The sequence below is a fragment of the Nocardioides sp. JS614 genome, assembly GCF_000015265.1.
Lineage (GTDB): Bacteria > Actinomycetota > Actinomycetes > Propionibacteriales > Nocardioidaceae > Nocardioides.
Genome location: NC_008699.1, coordinates 870,832 through 888,893, shown reverse-complemented (window position 1 = coordinate 888,893; position 18,062 = coordinate 870,832). Strand labels below are relative to the sequence as shown.

At 70.3% G+C, this 18,062-nt stretch carries 23 protein-coding genes; 13 read left to right on the top strand and 10 right to left on the bottom strand.

The window, feature by feature from the left end; translation table 11 throughout:
* The first annotated feature begins 17 nt into the window (after nucleotides 1–17).
* The 13 genes from NOCA_RS05720 to NOCA_RS05660 all read left to right on the top strand — a co-directional run bounded on the left by NOCA_RS05720 (nucleotide 18) and on the right by NOCA_RS05660 (nucleotide 9,587).
* Nucleotides 18–791 carry a FadR/GntR family transcriptional regulator gene (locus NOCA_RS05720; RefSeq protein WP_041546243.1) on the top strand — a complete coding sequence of 258 codons (774 nt, stop codon included), beginning with the start codon at nucleotides 18–20 and terminating at the stop codon, nucleotides 789–791.
* A 1-nt stretch (nucleotide 792) separates the two neighbouring features.
* Nucleotides 793–1,674, top strand: a complete 882-nt coding sequence (locus tag NOCA_RS05715; protein ID WP_011754321.1) for an LLM class F420-dependent oxidoreductase — start codon at nucleotides 793–795, stop codon at nucleotides 1,672–1,674.
* Nucleotides 1,675–1,690: 16 nt separating this feature from the next.
* Nucleotides 1,691–2,158: a VOC family protein gene (locus tag NOCA_RS05710; RefSeq protein ID WP_011754320.1), complete on the top strand. Its 468-nt coding sequence runs from the start codon at nucleotides 1,691–1,693 to the stop codon at nucleotides 2,156–2,158.
* Nucleotides 2,159–2,163: 5 nt separating this feature from the next.
* The gene (locus NOCA_RS05705) at nucleotides 2,164–2,514 is read left to right on the top strand and encodes a cupin domain-containing protein (RefSeq protein ID WP_011754319.1); all 351 of its coding nucleotides are present in this window, start codon (nucleotides 2,164–2,166) and stop codon (nucleotides 2,512–2,514) included.
* Nucleotides 2,511–3,992, top strand: a complete 1,482-nt coding sequence (locus tag NOCA_RS05700) for an aldehyde dehydrogenase family protein (RefSeq protein WP_011754318.1) — start codon at nucleotides 2,511–2,513, stop codon at nucleotides 3,990–3,992. The genes NOCA_RS05705 and NOCA_RS05700 overlap by 4 nt, the downstream gene beginning before the upstream one ends.
* A gap of 38 nt (nucleotides 3,993–4,030) precedes the next feature.
* Nucleotides 4,031–5,209, top strand: a complete 1,179-nt coding sequence (locus NOCA_RS05695; RefSeq protein WP_011754317.1) for a mandelate racemase/muconate lactonizing enzyme family protein — start codon at nucleotides 4,031–4,033, stop codon at nucleotides 5,207–5,209.
* Nucleotides 5,206–6,360, top strand: coding sequence for an acetyl-CoA acetyltransferase (locus tag NOCA_RS05690; RefSeq protein ID WP_011754316.1), 1,155 nt, complete (start codon nucleotides 5,206–5,208; stop codon nucleotides 6,358–6,360). Before NOCA_RS05695 ends, NOCA_RS05690 begins: the two co-directional genes overlap by 4 nt.
* Entirely contained in the window at nucleotides 6,360–6,797 is a 438-nt protein-coding gene (locus NOCA_RS05685; protein WP_011754315.1) for a Zn-ribbon domain-containing OB-fold protein, read from the top strand. Before NOCA_RS05690 ends, NOCA_RS05685 begins: the two co-directional genes overlap by 1 nt.
* Nucleotides 6,794–7,030, top strand: a complete 237-nt coding sequence (locus tag NOCA_RS05680) for a hypothetical protein (RefSeq protein WP_011754314.1) — start codon at nucleotides 6,794–6,796, stop codon at nucleotides 7,028–7,030. Before NOCA_RS05685 ends, NOCA_RS05680 begins: the two co-directional genes overlap by 4 nt.
* 46 nt (nucleotides 7,031–7,076) lie before the next feature.
* On the top strand, nucleotides 7,077–7,817 hold the full coding sequence (locus NOCA_RS05675) for a FadR/GntR family transcriptional regulator (RefSeq protein WP_011754313.1): 741 nt from the start codon (nucleotides 7,077–7,079) through the stop codon (nucleotides 7,815–7,817).
* 32 nt (nucleotides 7,818–7,849) lie between these two features.
* Nucleotides 7,850–8,329 (top strand): MarR family winged helix-turn-helix transcriptional regulator, encoded by a 480-nt coding sequence (locus NOCA_RS05670; RefSeq protein WP_197687638.1) that lies wholly within the window; start codon nucleotides 7,850–7,852, stop codon nucleotides 8,327–8,329.
* Nucleotides 8,330–8,460: 131 nt separating this feature from the next.
* Nucleotides 8,461–8,892 (top strand): Fur family transcriptional regulator, encoded by a 432-nt coding sequence (locus tag NOCA_RS05665; RefSeq protein ID WP_011754311.1) that lies wholly within the window; start codon nucleotides 8,461–8,463, stop codon nucleotides 8,890–8,892.
* Nucleotides 8,893–8,933: 41 nt separating this feature from the next.
* On the top strand, nucleotides 8,934–9,587 hold the full coding sequence (locus NOCA_RS05660; RefSeq protein WP_086000397.1) for an FABP family protein: 654 nt from the start codon (nucleotides 8,934–8,936) through the stop codon (nucleotides 9,585–9,587).
* 16 nt (nucleotides 9,588–9,603) lie between these two features.
* On the opposite strand, the gene catC is transcribed toward NOCA_RS05660, so the two are convergent.
* From catC to NOCA_RS05610, 10 genes are all read right to left on the bottom strand, one after another.
* The gene (gene catC, locus NOCA_RS05655; RefSeq protein ID WP_011754309.1) at nucleotides 9,604–9,891 is read right to left on the bottom strand and encodes a muconolactone Delta-isomerase; all 288 of its coding nucleotides are present in this window, start codon (nucleotides 9,889–9,891) and stop codon (nucleotides 9,604–9,606) included.
* Nucleotides 9,891–10,748: a catechol 1,2-dioxygenase gene (gene catA / locus NOCA_RS05650; RefSeq protein WP_041547142.1), complete on the bottom strand. Its 858-nt coding sequence runs from the start codon at nucleotides 10,746–10,748 to the stop codon at nucleotides 9,891–9,893. The genes catC and catA overlap by 1 nt, the downstream gene beginning before the upstream one ends.
* An 82-nt stretch (nucleotides 10,749–10,830) precedes the next feature.
* Nucleotides 10,831–11,934 carry a mandelate racemase/muconate lactonizing enzyme family protein gene (locus tag NOCA_RS05645; RefSeq protein WP_011754307.1) on the bottom strand — a complete coding sequence of 368 codons (1,104 nt, stop codon included), beginning with the start codon at nucleotides 11,932–11,934 and terminating at the stop codon, nucleotides 10,831–10,833.
* Nucleotides 11,931–12,851: a LysR substrate-binding domain-containing protein gene (locus tag NOCA_RS05640; protein ID WP_041546241.1), complete on the bottom strand. Its 921-nt coding sequence runs from the start codon at nucleotides 12,849–12,851 to the stop codon at nucleotides 11,931–11,933. The genes NOCA_RS05645 and NOCA_RS05640 overlap by 4 nt, the downstream gene beginning before the upstream one ends.
* A gap of 103 nt (nucleotides 12,852–12,954) precedes the next feature.
* Nucleotides 12,955–13,818: an alpha/beta fold hydrolase gene (locus NOCA_RS05635; RefSeq protein WP_011754305.1), complete on the bottom strand. Its 864-nt coding sequence runs from the start codon at nucleotides 13,816–13,818 to the stop codon at nucleotides 12,955–12,957.
* Nucleotides 13,818–15,062, bottom strand: coding sequence for an NAD(P)/FAD-dependent oxidoreductase (locus NOCA_RS05630; RefSeq protein WP_041547140.1), 1,245 nt, complete (start codon nucleotides 15,060–15,062; stop codon nucleotides 13,818–13,820). The genes NOCA_RS05635 and NOCA_RS05630 overlap by 1 nt, the downstream gene beginning before the upstream one ends.
* Nucleotides 15,063–15,091: 29 nt before the next feature.
* Nucleotides 15,092–15,412, bottom strand: a complete 321-nt coding sequence (locus NOCA_RS05625) for a 2Fe-2S iron-sulfur cluster-binding protein (protein ID WP_011754303.1) — start codon at nucleotides 15,410–15,412, stop codon at nucleotides 15,092–15,094.
* 48 nt (nucleotides 15,413–15,460) lie between these two features.
* Nucleotides 15,461–16,954, bottom strand: a complete 1,494-nt coding sequence (locus tag NOCA_RS05620) for a glutamine synthetase family protein (RefSeq protein WP_011754302.1) — start codon at nucleotides 16,952–16,954, stop codon at nucleotides 15,461–15,463.
* 68 nt (nucleotides 16,955–17,022) lie between these two features.
* The gene (locus NOCA_RS05615; protein WP_011754301.1) at nucleotides 17,023–17,721 is read right to left on the bottom strand and encodes a type 1 glutamine amidotransferase; all 699 of its coding nucleotides are present in this window, start codon (nucleotides 17,719–17,721) and stop codon (nucleotides 17,023–17,025) included.
* Nucleotides 17,718–18,053, bottom strand: a complete 336-nt coding sequence (locus NOCA_RS05610; protein ID WP_011754300.1) for a hypothetical protein — start codon at nucleotides 18,051–18,053, stop codon at nucleotides 17,718–17,720. Before NOCA_RS05610 ends, NOCA_RS05615 begins: the two co-directional genes overlap by 4 nt.
* Between the last annotated feature and the right edge of the window lie 9 nt (nucleotides 18,054–18,062).

Here is an 18,062-nt window from a genome sequence, read left to right as displayed (position 1 = left end):
GTTCGGGCAGTCATCAGATGACTGTCGCGACGCTCCTGCGGCCCTCCGGGACCGGCCGGGTGGCGGAGCGAGTGGTCGACGAGATCTGTGCCTACATCGAGTCGAATGGTCTGATGAATGGCGCCAAGCTGCCGCCGGAACGGGTCTTCATGGAGCTCCTGGGGGTCGGCCGCTCCTCGCTGCGCGAGGCCCTGCGGGTCCTCTCCACGGTGGGCATCATCGACGTCCGGCACGGCGACGGCATGTACGTCGCCGCCACGGCGGCGGCGCCGGCGCTGAACCCGAAGGCGATCTTCGACGCGACCGAGCAGCACGCGCTGCGCAACCTGGTCGAGACCCGGCTCGGGATCGAGCTGGCCGCGGTCACCGCCGCGACGACGCGGGCGAGCGACGACGACTTCCTCACGTTGCAGCGGATGCTCGACGACCAGGAGCTCCGGATGAGCGACGACCCGGAGTTCACCTGGGAGCCACTCGGCTTCGAGCTCGCGGTGGTGGAGGTCAGCGGCAACACCTGGCTCTACGAGGTGGAGCTGATGCTGCGCGACGCCTGGCTGGCACTGTCCAGCGGCCTACGCGCCACGGTCGGCCGGCACGAGGAGTGGCTGACCGAGCACCGCGCGATCATCGCGTCCATGCGGTCCCGCAACGTGCTGCAGGCACAACGTCTGGTGATCGCGCACCTGAGTCTCGAGCGCTTCGAGGAAGACCTCGTGGCTCCCCCAGTCTCGCGGAAGAGCAAGTCTGTAAAGGCATCCGGCCGCCATGGCCACCAACAGGAAGGCAAGTGACATGAAGTTTGGACTGCGGCTGCCGGGGGCTGGCCCGTACGCCGGGCCGGAGGCGATCACCGCCTTCGCCCAGAAGGCCGAGCAACTCGGCTTCGACTCCATCTGGATGACCGACCACATCGCGCTGCCGGTCGACGTCGCGTCGAAGTACCCGTACACCCAGGACGGCAAGTTCTTCTGGCCGCCGGAGACGCCGTACTTCGACACGATCCTGACCCTGACCTGGGCGTCGGCCGCCACCGAGCGGATCAAGGTCGGCACCTCGGTGCTGATCGCCGGCTGGCACCACCCGGTCAACACCGCGAAGGCCCTGGCCACCCTCGACGTCCTCAATGGCGGCCGGACCATCTGCGCCGTCGGCACCGGCTGGATGCGCGAGCAGTTCGAGATCCTCGGCTCGCCGTTCGAGACACGGGGCTCCCGGACCACGGAGTACCTCAAGCTCCTGCGCCACCTCTGGACCGAGGACCTGATCGACTTCCACGGAGAGCACTTCGAGTTCTCGGGCTTCAAGTTCTACCCGAAGCCGATCAGCCAGCCCTCGATCCCGCTGTGGTGCGGCGGCAAGAGCACCGGCGTCCTGAAGCGGGTGGCCGCCGCTGCCGACGGCTGGCACCCCCTGTACATCGCGCCCGACGAGCTCGAGCGCAAGCTCAAGGAGCTCGAGGGCTACCTGGCGGAGCACGACCGAACGCTCGACGACATCACCCTGTCGGCGCGTCCGGTCAGCCAGGCGACCCTCGACAAGGACACGATCGACCACTATGCCGGTCTCGGGGTCGAGCTGCTCATCGCTGACACCTCCTTCGACCACGACAACCTGCAGAGCGTGCTGGACGAGGTCGAGCAGCTCGCCGACCAGCTCATGCCGTTCGCGGACTGACCAGAGAGGGCGCACCATGCTGAACCGGCTGTTCCACATCGCGATCAACTCCACCGACCTCGATCGGTCGGTGGCCTTCTACCAGCGACTGGGCTTCCAGGCCCTGCAGGACCGCAGCGTCAGGAACGACATGGTCAAGGAGGCCTTCGCGGTCCCCTCCGGCGACCTGCGCTTCGTGCACCTGCGCCTCGGGGAGGACGACAACGCCACCATCCTCGACATCGTGCAGTGGTTCCATCCCGACACGGAGGACACCGGGACGGAGCCGGTCGCGCAGCACCAGCGCGGGCTGACCCGGTTCTCGGTGCTCACCGACGACACCCAGGCGGTCTACGACGAGCTGGCAGCCGAGGGGGTCGAGTTCATCACGAAGCCGACCGTGGTGATGACCCCGGAGGGCGGCTGGAAGGTCGCCCTGGTCAAGGACCCGGACGGGGTCGTCGTCCAGGTCACCGAGCTGCTCGCCGCCCCGGCGGCGGGCTGATCACCATGGATGCTTCCATCGACTGGTCGGACCTCCCGGTGCACGCCCCGATCACGGGGATCACCGGGCAGGTCCGGCTGGGAGCGGAGCTCTCCGCCGCTCTCTTCCGGCTCAGCCCAGGCGCGGTCGTGCCGCGGCACCACCACGTGAACGAGGAGTTCGGCCAGGTGCTCGAGGGCAGCCTCGAGCTGGAGGTGGACGCCGAGGTGTCCCGCCTCGCCGTCGGGGACAGCTTCCTGATCCCCGGGAACGTCCCCCATGCGGCGGTGGCCGGTGCCGACGGCTGTCTCCTCCTCGAGTGCTACGCGCCACCTCGCAACCCGTTCCTTCCCGCAGAACCAGGGGCATCCTCATGACGACCACGACGGACGCTTCGGACCTGGCGGTCTACGACCTCTTCGTGGACGGCCGCTGGCAGCCCTCGCGGACCGGGCGCACCTCGGAACGGACCAGTCCGGGCGACGGCCGGCTCGTCGGCCGCTACGCCCGCGGGGACGGGGCGGACGTGGACCTCGCCGTCGCCGCCGCCCGGCGCGCCTTCGACGAGGGCCCCTGGCCGACCATCGACGCGACCAAGCGCGCTGCCATCATGCGGCGCGCCGCGGACCTGCTGCGCGAGCGCGCCGACACCATCGGCCGGCGGATCGCGCTCGAGCTGGGCAAGCCGATCTCGATGGCCCGCAACGAGGTCGTGCTGACCGCCGAGGTCTTCGACTACTACGCCGCCCTGGCCCTCGACCAGCGCGGTGAGCTGATCTCCCAGCACACGGCCTCCGCCCTCGGCATGATCGTGAAGGAGCCGGTCGGCGTGGTCGGCATGATCACGCCCTGGAACTTCCCGCTGCTGCTGCTCTCCTGGAAGGTGGCCCCGGCCCTCGCCGCCGGGTGCACGATGGTCGCGAAGCCGGCCAGCCTGACCCCGGGGAGCACGCTGGATCTCGCCTCGGTGCTGGCGGACGCGGGTGTGCCCGACGGCGTCTACAACGTCGTCACCGGCGGCGGCGCCGAGGTCGGCGACGCGCTCGCCCAGCACCCGGGCATCGACAAGATCGCGTTCACCGGGTCCACCGAGGTGGGCCAGACCGTGATGCGCGCGGCGGTCGGCACGGTCAAGAAGGTGAGCATGGAGCTGGGCGGCAAGTCGCCCAACATCGTGTTCGCCGACGCCGATCTCAAGCAGGCCGTGCGTGGTGCCTACTGGGGCATCTTCCTCAACAGCGGCCAGGCCTGCCAGGCCGGCAGCCGATTGCTCGTCCAGCGCGAGGTCCACGAGGAGTTCGTCTCCTCGCTGGTGGAGATGGCACGGTCCAGCAAGGTCGGGGATCCCCTCGACGAGGGCACCCAGATCGGGCCCATGGTCGACCAGGCGCAGCTCGACACGGTGCTCGACTACATCGGGAAGGGTCGGGAGGCGGGGGCGGCGCTGGTCGCCGGCGGGAACCGGCTCGGCGGAGAGCTGGCCGACGGCCTCTACGTCGAGCCGACCATCTTCGACAACGCCGCGCCCGACCACGCGATCTCCCGCGAGGAGATCTTCGGACCGGTCCTGGCAGTCACGCCCTTCGACACCCTCGACGAGGCGGTCCGCCTGGCCAACGACTCGCCGTACGGCCTCGCGTCCGCGGTGTGGAGCACGAACATCGACACCGCGATCAAGACGTCCAAGCGCCTGCGCGCCGGCACGGTGTGGATCAACGCCTACCACGATGCGGGACTGCCGTTCTGCATGCCGATGGGCGGCTACAAGTCGAGCGGGATCGGGCGTGAGCTCGGCCGCGAAGGCCTGGCGCAGTACTTCGAGACCAAGGCGATCCACCTGCGACTCGGGCGCTGACCGCGCCCATCCCATCGACCTCTCATTGGAGGCAGTACATGTCCACCGCCCCAGCACCCGCCGTCAGCGCGGTCCGTGCAGCGAGCACCCTCAGCGCAGACGACCTGACCATCGAGCGGATCGAGGTCATCCCGATGCGGGTGCCGTTGGCGCGGCTCTTCCAGGGCTCGCACTACTCGATGTCCACGCGCTGCACGATCGTCACGCGCCTGCACACGCGCTGCGGCCTCGTCAGCGAGGTCTACAACGGCGACACCGACGCCGAGCAGTCCGTCATCGTCGGCATCATCCGCGACGAGATCGTCCCGCAGCTGATCGGCCGCAGCGCCCTGGCCCACGAGTCCTGCTGGGAGGCGATGCTCCCGCCGACCTATGACATCCTCCGGGACCGCTCCGTCGCGCTCCAGGCGATCGCGTGCCTCGACTCGGCGATCTGGGACGTCGTCGGCAAGGCCGTCGGCCTGCCGCTGTTCCAGCTCTGGGGGGGCTACCGCGACCGGCTACCCGCGATCTGCATCGGCGGGTACTACAGCGACGACGAGGCCGACATCGGCCGCCAGATCGAGCGCTACCTCGACCTCGGGTTCGCGGGGTGCAAGTTCAAGGTCGGCCGCCTCACCCCGGCCGAGGACGCACACCGGACCCGCCTGGCCCGCAAGGCCGCCGGCGACGACTTCGTGCTGATGGTCGACGCCAACCAGGGCTTCACCCGCCGGGGCGCGATCGAGTTCGCCGGACTGACCGAGGACCTCGACCTGCGCTGGTTCGAGGAGCCGGTCGGTTGGGTCAACGACCGGCTCTCCATGCGCGACGTGCGCCTCACCACCGGGATCCAGGTGGTGGCCGGCCAGAGCGAGGACACCCGGGCCGGGCTCCGCGACCTCATCACCGCGGGAGCGGTGGACGCGTGCAACGCCGACGCCAGCTGGATCGGTGGTCCGAGCGAGTGGCGCCGCGTCGCCGCGCTCGCCTCGATGTACGAGGTCGACATGGCACACCACGAGGAGCCGCAGATCTCCGCCCACCTCCTGGCGTCGATCCCGCACGGCACCTACCTCGAGACCTTCGACCCCGACCGCGACCCGATCTTCTGGAACATGATCGCGAACCGGCGTCCCTTCCAGGACGGGGACTACCTGGTGCCGGAGGGACCGGGATTCGGCCTCGAGCTGGACTGGGACTACATCGAGCGATACCGCTCGGATCCGGCGTCGTGAGCACCGGCGTCGCCGTCGTCGGGGCGGCCGAGGCCGACGACATCGGCGTCGTACCCGGGAAGTCGTCGGTGCAGATGCACGCCGAGGCCGCCGCCAACGCGCTGGCCCACGCCAACCTCGGGTTGCGCGACGTCGACGCCCTGTTCACCTGTGGCCTGGACTTCATGCCGTCCCTCCTGGTCAGCGAGTACCTCGGCCTCCAGCCCCGCTACTCCAGCAGCAACTCGATCGGCGGCTCGTCGTTCGTGGCCCATGTCCACGAGGCGGTCCTCGCCATCCGGAGCGGACGCTGCGAGGTGGCTCTGGTCACTCACGGCGAGACCCGCCGCTCCAACCGGCGGCGCGGGGTTCAGGCCCGGCCGCACCACTTCGACCCGTGGCTTCCGGACTGGCAGTGGGAGCGTCCGTACGGCGTGGCCGCGCCGCCCGCCGCCTACGCCCTGGCGGCGACCCGCCACATGCACGAGTACGGGACGACCACCAAGCACTTCGCTGAGATCGCGGTCGCGACCCGGGCCTGGGCGGCGCTCAACCCGCGGGCCTACCGGCAGGCGCTGCTGACGATCGACGAGGTGCTCGCCGCGCCGTACTTCGTCTACCCGTTCCGCCCGACCGACATCTGCCTGGTGACCGACGCCGGGGGCGCGGTCGTCCTGACGTCGACCGCTCGCGCCCGCGATCTCGGCGTACCCGTGGTCGAGGTGCTCGGCTCGGCGGTCGCCCACACGCACTACGGGATCTCGCAGATGCCGGACCTCACGACGACCCCGGCCGCCGTCTCCGGTGCCGAGGCCTACCGGGAGGCCGGGATCGGCCCCGATGACGTCGACGTGGCCGAGCTCTACGACTCCTTCACCTACACCGCGCTCGTGCAGCTCGAGGACCTCGGATTCTGCGCCAAGGGCGAAGGTGGGGACTTCGTCTCCGGGCAGCGCACCGCGCCCGGCGGCGACTTCCCCCTCAACACGAGCGGCGGCGGCCTCTCCTACACCCACCCCGGGATGTTCGGCATGTTCCTGCTGATCGAGGCCGTCCGGCAGCTGCGGGGCGAGTGCGACGACCGTCAGGTGCCGGCGGCGGAGGTGGCCCTCGTCAACGGCATGGGCGGCTATCTGTCCAGCTCCGCCACGGCGATCCTGGGCAGGCGCTGATGAGCACGCCCGCGGACCGCCGGCTCCGGCCGGTGTCCTCCCCGAGCCCGGATGCCGTGCCGTTCTGGGAGGCGGCGACACGGCACGCGCTGGTGCTCCCCCACTGCCTGGACTGTGACGAGCCGTTCTTCTACCCCCGCGCCCTGTGCCCCGCCTGCGGCAGCCGGAACCTGGCCTGGGTGACGGCGAGTGGGCGCGGAGTCCTGCACTCGTTCTGCGTGCAGTACCACTGCGACGTACCGGGTCTCGCCGAGGCCGTCCCGTTCGTCACCGCCCTCGTCGACCTCGCCGAGGGACCGCGGATGATGGGCTTCCTCCTGGACGCCCCGGAAGACCCGGAGGCCATCTCCTGTGACGTCGCGGTGACGGTGGAGTTCGTGGACCTCGACGACGGGCACGCCGCGGTCGGGTTCCGAGCCGTCCCGCGCGAGCCATGAGCGCGACCAAGCTGCCGACGTGGCTGGTCTCCAGCCCGCACCGGCGTACCCCTCCCGATCCGGCGGACCCGTCCCGCCGCCCGCACGGCACGCACCACGCGCGCCGGGTCGGTGAGCCGGTGACCGCGTGCGGCGTCTCCGCCGTCGGCTGGCCGTACTTCTGGGACCTGCCGTTCGGCGCCGACGTCCGCAGCTGCTGCCCGGCCTGCCTGGCCGTGGTGCGCACGACCTGACCGGGGTTTGCCAAAGCCGGAGACCCGCTCCTACTGTCGGGTTGCCATGGCGAAGCCCCCCGCAGCGAAGTCTGCATCCGCTCCGACGACACCGGCGCGCGGCGGGGGAAGGGGCCGGGTCACCGAGCGCGTCGTCGACGAGATCTGCGCCTATATCGAGCGTGAGGCCCTGCAGGGCGGCGACAAGCTGCCGCCCGAGCGGGTCTTCATGGAGCTGTTCAGCGTCGGCCGCTCGTCGCTCCGCGAGGCCTTGCGGGTGCTGTCGGCGACCGGCGTCATCGAGGTCGTCCACGGCGACGGCATGTACGTCGCGGCGGCGAACCCGTCCGTCTCGACCACGACCATCTTCGATGCGACCGAGGAGAGCGCGCTGCGCAACCTCGTGGAGACCCGGCTCGGGATCGAGCTCGCCATCGTCACCGCGCTCGCCGAGCGTGGCACCGACGCCGACTTCGACGCCCTCGAGGCGCTGCTGGACGAGCAGCAGGAGCATCTCGAGAACGATCCCTCCTACCAGTGGGAGCCGCTGGGGTTCGAGCTCACGGCTGCCGGCATGTGTGGCAACTCCTGGCTCTACGACGTCGAGCTGTTGCTGCGCGATGCGTGGGTCACCCTGTCTCGCGGCACCCGGACCCGCGTCAGCCGGCATCGCGAGTGGCACAGCGAGCATCGCGCGATCCTGGCGAGCATGCGCACGCGCAACGTCCGGCAGGCCCAGCGCCTGGTGATGGCGCACGTGAGCCTGGAGCGGTTCGAGCAGGACCTGAGTCGCGCTCGCAAGCGCTAGTGGCCGGTCGGGGCCGTGCGATACTCACCGGCGTGGAGCAGGCGGACCGCCCGGCGCCGACGTCGGCCGAGGAGCTGGTGGCCTTCGAGGTCGCGACCCGGGACCTGGTCGGTGTCGCCCTGCGCAGCGTCGAGCGGCTGGAGGTCTCGCTGTCCCAGTTCCGCCTGCTGCTCGTGCTGCACCACCAGGGCCGCTCGACCTCGACCCAGTGCGCCCAGGCTCTCGGAGTCGCCGGCTCCTCGATCACCCGGCTTGCCGACCGACTCGACGCCTCGGGACACCTCGTGCGCGGCACCGACCCGGACAACCGCAGCGTCGTCACGCTGGAGCTGACCGAGGCGGGGCGCCGCGTGGTCCGGAAGGTGACCGACCGCCGGCGCAAGGAGCTGAGCAAGGTCCTCGATCGTCTCGATCCGGCCGAGCGCGCTGCCTGTGCCAGCGCGTTGCAGAAGGTGCACGAGATGCTCGTGGACGCCGGTGCGGGCGACGGCACCGGCCGACTGCCTCTGTAACGCGCCGCCGCCCCGCCCATCCCCGAGGATCGGGCGAGGTCGGAACCTTCCCTTGCGTACGGCAAGTCTTGCGTTAGGCAAGTCTCTGGGCCAAGATGGACTTGATCCGTTCCAGACCAGGGGGTCAGCGCATGGCACCTGCCGAGGAGGACCTACGGGCCGCCGGCCTGCGCGTGACCCGCCCGCGGGTCGCCGTACTCGCCGAGGTGTCCGAGCACCCGCACGCGGACGTCGACACGATCGCGACCGCGGCCCGGGCCCGGCTCGGCAAGGTGTCGACCCAGGCCGTCTACGACGTCGTGCACGCGCTCACCGACGCAGGCCTCCTGCGGCGCTTCCAGCCGGCGGGGTCGCCGGCCCGGTTCGAGCTGGCGACCGGCGACAACCATCACCACCTCGTCTGCCGCGCCTGCCATCGGATCGTCGACGTCGCCTGCGCCACCGGCGAGGCGCCCTGCCTCCAGGCGAGCGACGACGCCGGCTACCTGCTCGACGAGGCCGAGGTCACCTACTGGGGCCTGTGCGCGAACTGCCAGGCCGCGGGCGAGCTCGAGCTCCTCTGACCACCGAAGCTCCACCCATCGAGTCGAGAGAGATGAGACCCATGACCACCACGGCACCCGCCCCCACCATCGACGCCTCCGCCACCGACCCCCGCGCCCGGACCCAGGGCCCGCAGAAGCTCGGTCCGCTGACCCCGCTGGTCGGCGAGTGGGAGGGCGACCTCGGGATCGACCTCTCGTACCACAACCAGGACGACGAGACGAGCAAGACCTCGTACTTCGAGAAGGCCGAGTTCAAGCCGATCCCGGTGCAGGAGAACGGCCGGCAGACGCTCTGGGGCCTGAGCTACACGATGACCGCGTGGCGCCACGGCGAGGAGGCGATGGACCCCTTCCACGACGAGGTCGGCTTCCTGCTGTGGGACAAGGCGAACGGGCAGGTCATCCGCAACGTCGTGTTCGGGCGCGGCATCGCGATCCTCGCGGGCAGCGACGCCGGTCCGCGAGACCGGGTTCTGCACTTCGACGCGAAGCCCGGCGACCCGTCGTACGGCATCCTGCAGAACCGCTACCTGATGGAGCGCGCCGAGATCAGGGACTTCACCAGCACCTTCACGTTCCACGACGACGGCACGTTCAGCTACACCTCCGACCTCCTGCTCCGGCTCGCGGCGACCGGGGCCGAGATGCACCACACCGACCAGAACACCCTGCACCGGGTCAAGCGCTACCACCCGAGCGTCGAGCTCGGCTGACCGGCACCGGCTCGGGTCAGGCGCCCCCGCGGATGTCGGAGGGGTGCACGGCCAGCGGGGTCACCTTGATGTCCATGTAGGCGAACAGCGGGAGGCCGGCCAGGATCCGGTGCAGCTCGTCGTGGGAGGCCACGTCGAAGATCGAGTAGTTGGAGTACTCGCCCACGATGCGCCACAGGTGCAACCAGGTGCCCTCGCGCTGCAGCTGCTGGGAGTAGGCCCGCTCACGCCCCACGATCTCGTCCCGGGTCTCCGGGTCGAGATCGTGGGGCAGGCGGACGTCCATCCGGACGTGGTAGAGCATCAGGCGGTCGGGTCCAGCGTGACGTCGTACCGGACGACGAGGCTCCCGTCGCCCTGCTCGACGGGGTCGAGCATCAGCTCGGGCTTGACGGCATCGGCGATGTCGTCGTCGTTGTGCTCGTCGCCGGGGAAGTACAGCTGAGAGGTCAGCGTCTCGTGGCCCGCGGCGGACACCTTGACGTGGATGCGGGCCGGCCGCCACGCATGCCAGCCGGCCGCCTCGATCAGCGCGCCGGTCGCCCCGTCGTGCGGGATCTGGTACGGCGCGGGCTTGATGGTGTGCACGCGGAACCGGCCGTCGGCACCGACGGTGAACACGCCGCGGAGGTTCCACTCGGGCTGCCCCTCGGAGAACTGCGAGTAGAAGCCCTGGTCGTCGTCTTGCCAGACATCGACCTTCGCGCCGGCCAGCGGGCTGCCGTCGACGGACTTGACGACCCCCTCCCAGACCAGTGGGGTGCCGCGCTCCTCGCGCTCCAGGATGGAGCCTTCTGCTCCCCTCTCGGGCGCGCCGGGCACGTAGTAGGGGCCCTCGATCGTGCCCTTGTTGCCCTGGCGGTGCGCGGTGGCGACCTCCTCGACCACGTGCTCGACGAAGACATCGAGGAACAGGGGCCACTCGCCGTCCTGTCCCACCTGGATCAGCCAGGCCTTGAGGGCGTTGTACTCGGCGTAGGTGACCTGGTGCTTGCGGATGGCGGCATGAATGCCGGCCAGCACCTCTCGGGCCAGTGCGTCGACCCGCTCCTGAGGGACGTCCCTGACGGCGGCGAACGGCGACTTGTCGGTCTGGAACCTCTCGGTCGCCGAGGCACCAGAAGTGGCCGCCGTGGCTGACTCGACTTCGATCGAGCTCATCTTCATTTCCTTCCTTCTGCACTTCGCGAGGTACGGACTCCCGGGAGCCTTTCCCGGAGCCACCGCATCGATCGCGCGTTGCCTAGCGGTCGATGCGGTAATGGGAGAGCTTGTCTTCGTCGATCTCCACCGATAGCCCGATCCCCTGGCCCACGGCGATCTCACCGTCGCGGATCTGGAGCGGCTCGACAAGGAGGTCGTCGCTCATGTCCAGGAAGTTCGAGACCTCGGCGGCGCGACGCGAGGTGAGCCGGTAGGCAGCACCGAAGGCGACGGTGCACGCGGTCCCCAGCTGCCCGTCGATCTGGTTGCCCATGACGACCTCGAGGCCCAGGCCCTCGGCGAGGTGGTGGACGCGCCGACTCTGCGTGAAGCCGGTCCTGGCGCACTTGATGCTCAGGGCCGTCGCGGCACCCGCGAGCACCTCCCGCGTCGCCTCGGCCGCGGACGTGGCCGATTCGTCGGCGATGAACGGCACGTCGAGGTGGGAGACCAGCCAGCGTCTGCCCAGCACGTCGTCGGCGGGACACAGCTCCTCCGCGCAGGTCAGGCCCAGGTCGGCCATCTCCTTCATCGCCTGCAGCGACTCCGTGGGGCTCCAGCCCCGGTTGCCGTCGACATAGAGCTCGACCGCATCGCCGAAGCGCTCCCGCAGTGCCCGGACCACCGCGGTGTCGAGGGCCACCGGCCGACGGCCGACCTTCACCTTGAACGTCCGGATGCCGTAGGTCTCGACCATCCGCTCCGCTTCGGCGACCATCTTCGCCGGCTCCTCGAAGCCCAGCATGTGACACACCCGCAGACCGGTGGTGTAGCCGCCGAGGAGGGCGCTGACCGGCTGCTTGAGCGTGCGTCCGAGTGCATCCCAGACGGCGATGTCGATGGCCGACTTGGCTGCGGGGTTCCCGACCGTGCGCTGGAGGCGTTCTTGGATGACCTCGCGGTCGAGCAGCGTCAGCCCGAGGAGCTGGGGGACGAAGATCTTCTCGATCACCGCGATGATGCCGGCCTGCGTCTCACCGTAGGTGAAGGGCCGCGGGGGCGCCTCCGCGACCCCGACGATCCCGTCGTCGGTGTGGACCCGCACCAGGACGTGTTCGGCGACGTGCACCTCGCCGCTGGCGAAGCGCAGCGGCTTGACGTACGGGATCGCGTAGGGGACCGCCTCGACCCTGGTGATCTTCATGCGAGGATCCCGTCGACGAAGCTGCTCGACAGCGACGCCAGGGCGTCGTCGGCGGCGAGGACGGAGACCACCATCGTCACCACCGGGCGCGGCCGGTCGCTGCGCCAGGCCAGCGCCAGCTGGATGGTCCCGGCGTCGAGGACCTCACGGAACACGACGCCGGTCAGCGGGAACGCTCGCACCGAGGCGGGAACCAGCGAGACGCCCAGGCCCGCCGCCACCAGGGAGAGCAGGACCGCGGTGCCAGGCGCCTCGTGCGAGCGGTGGGGCACGAAGTCGGCGGTGCGGCACGCACGGAGAACGGCCTGGTTGACCGCAGACTCCTGCGCCGCATAGCTGATGAACGGCTCGTTGCGCAGGTCCTCCACGCCGAGGTCGCCCCGGGCGGCCAGCGCGTGGCTCTCGGGGAGGGCGAGGATGAGCGGCTCCTCCTCGACGACGTGGATCTCGATCCCCTCCCCTACGACCGGTGGTCGCAGCACGGCGACGTCGATGGCGCCGGCGCGGAGCAGGTCGCAGAGCTCGGGGGTGAGGATGTCGGCCTTCACGTCCACCGCGACCTCGGGCAGCTCCCGCTTCAAGGTCCGGACGAGGTGCGGCAGGTGCGAGGTCGCCGCCGTACCCACCAGCCCCAGCCGCACCAACCCGTGGCGGCCGTCGGCCAGCTGGCGCACCCCGCGGGTGCTGTCCTCCACGGCGGCCAGGATCCGGCGGCTCTCGTCGAAGAAGTACTCCCCCGCGGGCGTCAGTGCGACGTGCCGAGTGGTGCGCGTGAACAGCGTGACCCCGAGCTCGGACTCCAACGACCGGATCGCCTGCGACAGCGCCGGCTGGGCGATCAACAGGCGCTCTGCTGCCTGTCCGAAGTGGCAGGTCTCGGCTACCGCCGTGAAGTATCGAAGATGGCGCAGTTCCATGGCAGCACTTTCGACCGGGTCCCGCCCATCGGCTGTGATGGGCGTCACCTGACCGTACGGAAACTTATCCATCACACACAAGTACCAATCTGCGGAGGATTCATCAGTTCGTCCGATCAATGTTCGAGGGCTCGCTCCGCGTCGTCACCCGAGCCACCGGGGTCGCAGCCACGTGAGCGCTGATCAGCTCGGCCAGCGCGACGGGGTCCTCGCTCGGCGCCAAGTGGGCGACATCGGGCAGGACCACGAGTCGGCCGCGCCGGACGCCGCGGGCGATCGTCTCGAGCGAGGCCGGAGGGGTCGACACGTCGTGCTCCCCCGCGACCGCCAGGACGGGCTGGGCGATCTCGTGGAGTCGGTCGGTGACATCGAACCGCTCGAGGGCCGCGCACACGGCCGCGTACCCGCTCGGGTGGGTGCCCAGCAGCGCCCTGGTGAACGCTCGGGTCGTCTCGTCGTGCCGGTGGGTGAAGCCCGGGGCGAACCATCGCTCGAGGGATCCCGCCAACACCGCCGCGGTTCCGCCCTGACGCACGTTCTCGGCGCGTTCGCGCCACCCCGCGGGCGTGCCGATGCGGGCTCCCGTGCACACCAGCACGGCGCTGGAGACGAGGTCGGGGTGGTCCAGCAGCAGCTGGAGTCCCACGGCCCCGCCGACCGAGTCACCGGCATAGCCGAACGGCCCCTCCGGTCGTCCTCGCGCGACCAGGAGCTCACCGACCGCCGCAGCGACGGCGGCCGCGAGCTCGGCGATCGACAGTCCGGTCGCGGGGATCGAGGGGTTCGACCCATGGCCGGGGAGGTCCCAACCCACGACGTGGAACCGGCCGGACAGGAGCCGGGCACAGGGGGACCACAACGACTCGACCGAGGTGCCCAGCGACGGGCCGACCACCAGCAGCGGCGCGTCTCGGTCGACCGTCAGCTCGAGCGTGGTGACCGTGACCCCGGTCGGCGCGGAGGCCATCAGGCGCCTTCCCTGAGGAGGTCCTTGACGGAGCGAGTCAGGTCACCAGCGCGCTCGCGGTCCACGGTCCGCCGTTCGGCGACGGCCCGCTTGACGGCCATGAAGTCGCGGGGGTTGTTGGCCACATCCGCGGCGATCAGCGTGCCTCCGCGGAAGTACAAGACCGTGATCCGCTCGGCCTCCTCGCGCACCACGTAGCCGTCGTGGCCGTGTGAGACGCCGGCGATCTGGATCTTCATGCCGCCCTGGTCGGACCAGAACCACGGCACCCCACGTGCCGGCGGGTCTAGGCCGAGCAGGGTGTGCGCGGCGGCCTTCGACTGCTCGACGGCGTTGTTGACCGACTCGATCGCCAGCAGCTCCCCCTCCAGGTGAGGGTGGGGTTGCTCGGTGCAATCGCCCGCGGCGACGACGCGCGGGTGTGTCGTGCGTCCTGCCGGGTCCACCACGATTCCGCGGCGACACTCGAGGCCCGCCTTCTCGGCGATCCCGGTCGCCGGCACCGCGCCGACCCCGACGATCACGACCTCGGCCGGCAACAGCGTCCCGTCCGCGAGCCGGACGCCGCTGACCGCCCCGACGTCGGTCCCGACGAGCTCGACCACGGCCGCGTCGAGCCGGATGTCGATGCCGGCGGCACGGTGCGTCCGCAAGCAGAAGTCGGAGAGCGGTTCGGCGCAGACGCGCTCGAGGAGTCGGCCGGCCGCCTCGACCACGGTGACCGAGAGCCCCCGCGCACGGGCGGTGGCGGCGATCTCGAGGCCGATGAAACCGCCTCCGATCACCACGAGAGGGCCGCCGGCTCGCAGGGCGTCGCGAATGAGCGCGGCGTCGGCGACGCTTCGCAGCGAGTGGACCCCGGCCAGCTCGGCGCCAGGGACCGGCAGCTCCCGGGCGACAGCGCCCGTGGCGAGCACCAGACGGTCGAACGCCACCGAGGTGGAGTCGTCGAAGACGGCGCTGCCGCCCTGGTCGGTCAGGTCGACCGAGGCGACTCGGCGCCCGAGCCACACGTCGATGCCCTGCTCGCGCAGGTACTCCGGGGCGCGCAGCTCCAGGCTCTCGTCGTCGCTGTCTCCTGAGAGATAGCCCTTGGACAGCGGAGGACGCTGGTAGGGCAGCCTGGGCTCCTCGCCCGCCATGGTGATGGTGCCGGCGAAGCCCAGTGCCCGCAGCTCGTCGGCGACGCCGAGCCCGGCCTCGCCGCCGCCGACGATGAGTACGTCGGCGTGCGGCTGAGCCACCTCCACCTTGTCGCTCAGCGTTCGGGCGCTCACTGCTCGGGCGCGATCGTGAGTTCCAGGCCGTCGAGGTCGTCGGTCACGCGGATCTGGCAGGACAGTCTGCTCGTCGGCGTGCGCGGGGTCTCCGCGTCGTCGAGCATCTCGTCCTCGAACTCGTCCGCGATCCCGGTGGCGGCGATCCACGCGGAGTCGACGAACACGTGGCAGGTGGCGCAGGACAGGGCGCCGCCGCATTCGGCGACGATGCCCGGGACCCCGACCTTGACCGCGGTCTCCATCGCGGAGGCTCCGACCCGGGCGTCGACCTTGTGCGAGCTTCCGTCGGGACTGTGGAAGATGATCGTCGGCATGTGAGTGTCTCTCGGTCTCGATCCCCTGCGTCGCCGGTGACGGGGTGCTCAGAAGAGCTCGAAGTACTCGCGGTGCTCCCAGCCGGTCACGCCGTTCACGTAGGTGTCGGGGTCCGGGTTCTGCTCGACCCAGGCCTGGTACCGGTCCACCTCGCTGCGCTTCATCGCGACCATGTAGTCGACGAACACGTCACCGAAGACCTTGCGGAAGAAGCCGTCCGACTCCAGAGCGTCCACGGCATCGGCCAGGGTGGTCGGCAGCTGGGGAACGTCGGCGGCGTACGGGTCGAGGCTGATCGGACCGGGGTCGATCTTGTTCACGACGCCGTCCAGCCCGGACGCGGCCTGGGCCGCGACGTAGAGGTAGGGGTTCGCGGCGGAGTCGCCGACGCGGTTCTCCACGTGGGACGCCTTGTCGTTGGGCGCACTGATGACCCGCATCATCGCGGCCCGGTTGTCCTGGCCCCATGCGAGCCGGTCGGGTGCCAGCGAGTAGGGCCGCCGGCGCCGGTAGCCGTTGATGGTCGGGGTGGTGAAGACCGAGGCGGCGATCCCGTGCTCCAGGGTCCCGCCGACGTAGTGCCGGCCGATCTCCGACAGCGGGGAGTTGTCGGTCGGGACCATCAGGTTCGCGCCGCTGTCGATGTCGGCCAGCGAGGTGTGGAGGTGCCAGCCATTGGCGTAGAAGCCGGCGATCGCCGGGGTGCACATGAACGAGGCGAGGTGGCCGTGGCGCTTGGCGATCTGCTTGACCGTGGTGCGGAACAGAGCTGCGGAGTCCGCAGCAGCCAGGCCCTCGAGGACGTCGAAGGTGGTCTCCACCTGGCTCGGTGCCCACTCGTCGTCGATGGAGCGCAGGGGGAGGCCCATCTGCAGCACCGCCTTGCGGATGGGCTCGAGGACGTGGTCGATCTCGTCGAGGTGCTCCATGAGCAGGTAGCTGTAGCCGCGGGCCACGGGCGCCACCTGGGGCGGGTCGGCCGGCGACCCGGGAGCGCCGAGCGAACCGGTCGCGAGCTGGTCGTCCACGAGGCGGGTGAGGTACCACTCCATCTCGACGCCGGTGACGAGCTTGGCGCCGTGCTGCGCCAGCGCCGCCAACGCATCCTTCAAGATCGTGCGCGGCGCCAGCGGGAACGGCTGACCGTTGGTCATGTACAGGTCGCAGAAGACCAGCGCGGTGTTCCTGGCCCATGGCAGCACCGTGAAGGTGCCGGGGTCCGGGACCATCTTCACGTTCGGGCTGCCGCCGAGGCCGTCGATGGCGAAGCCGCCGTCGGGGCTGAAGGGGTTGAACACGATGGCGTTGGCCGGGTCGAAGAAGAACGGCGCCATGGTGATCTCGTTGCCCGTCTCCAGCGCGCCGATGTAGGCGTCCACGGTCAGGGCCTTGCCCCGCAGGAGCCCGTGCTGGTCAGGCCAGACCAGCCGCACGATCTCGATCCCGTGCTCGAGGACCTTCTCCAGCGACTGCTTGGCAGCGCGCTGCTGCTCTGATGAGTACAAGCCGTACTGCTCGACGAATCTGGTGGATGTGGACATGGGTTCCTCCGATGGTGCGTGAGTGTGTTGGTGTGCACGGGTTGGCGCATGCCAGGGGCACGGGTCGGCTAGCAACCCACGTGGACGCGGCCCGGGCACAGCGACCCGACCCACTCGCCGATCAGCCGCTCGCCGGGCGCCGCATCTGTGACTCGAAGCTCCTCGCGCAGCGCGTCGACATCGACCCCGAAGGAGGCGAGCTTCTCGCCCTCCAATCCGAGCAGGGTCTCGATCCCATCCCGGTCGAGGTCGGGATGGAACTGGATGGCCAGGACGGAGCCGAGGCCCCATGCCTGGATGTAGCGATCCGAGACCGCCAGGGCCGTGGCTCCGGGCGGGACGTGCATGGAGTCGGAATGGAAGGAGAAGAACCTGCCTTGCAGCGGTTCTCCTGCATCGTCGACGGCAACGACGTCGATGAAGCCGACCTCGAGCCCACTCTCGCCGGCGTGGGCTTTGCCGCCGAGTGCTTCCGCTGCCAGGTGTGAGCCCAGGCAGATCCCCAACGTGGGCACGCCGGCGGCGTGCGCAGAGGCGATGTAGGCCTTCTCCTCCGCCAGATACGGGTGGGCTCGTTCGTCGTAGGCACTCTGGGGACCACCGAGGACAACGACCCCCTGCACGTCGTCGAGGGGCGGAAGGGCCTCCCCTCGCAGCGGGCGCTTGACGAGAAGCGAGATGTCGTGGGTCTCGGCGACCCGGCGCACCACCTCCAGCGAGGGTTCGTCGATGTGTCCGATGACGAGCACCGGCGAGCTGTCGTTCATGGTTGTGGCCTCGGTTCGATTCGGGTGTGCCACGGATCCCAGTGGTCGACGCTGGCCAGCGCGGCGAGGAGGCGGCTCGCGCTGGCCCGGTCGATCGCGACCCATGACTCGTCGGGGTGCACGCCGTAGGGGGTGAAGTCCCACAGCTTGAGCTGCTTGGCTTCGGCGACCAGGGCGCGCGTCGCGGCCGCCTCCCGTTCGAGACGGCCCACCCTCGCGCGCAGGAGCTCGATCTCTCGGCGAAGAGCCGCCACGTCGCCGACGTCGCGTGCCTGCGAGGCTCGGGTCTCCTCCGCCGTCGCGGGGTCGTCCTGGCGGTCGATCGGTGTCATCCTCGCCGG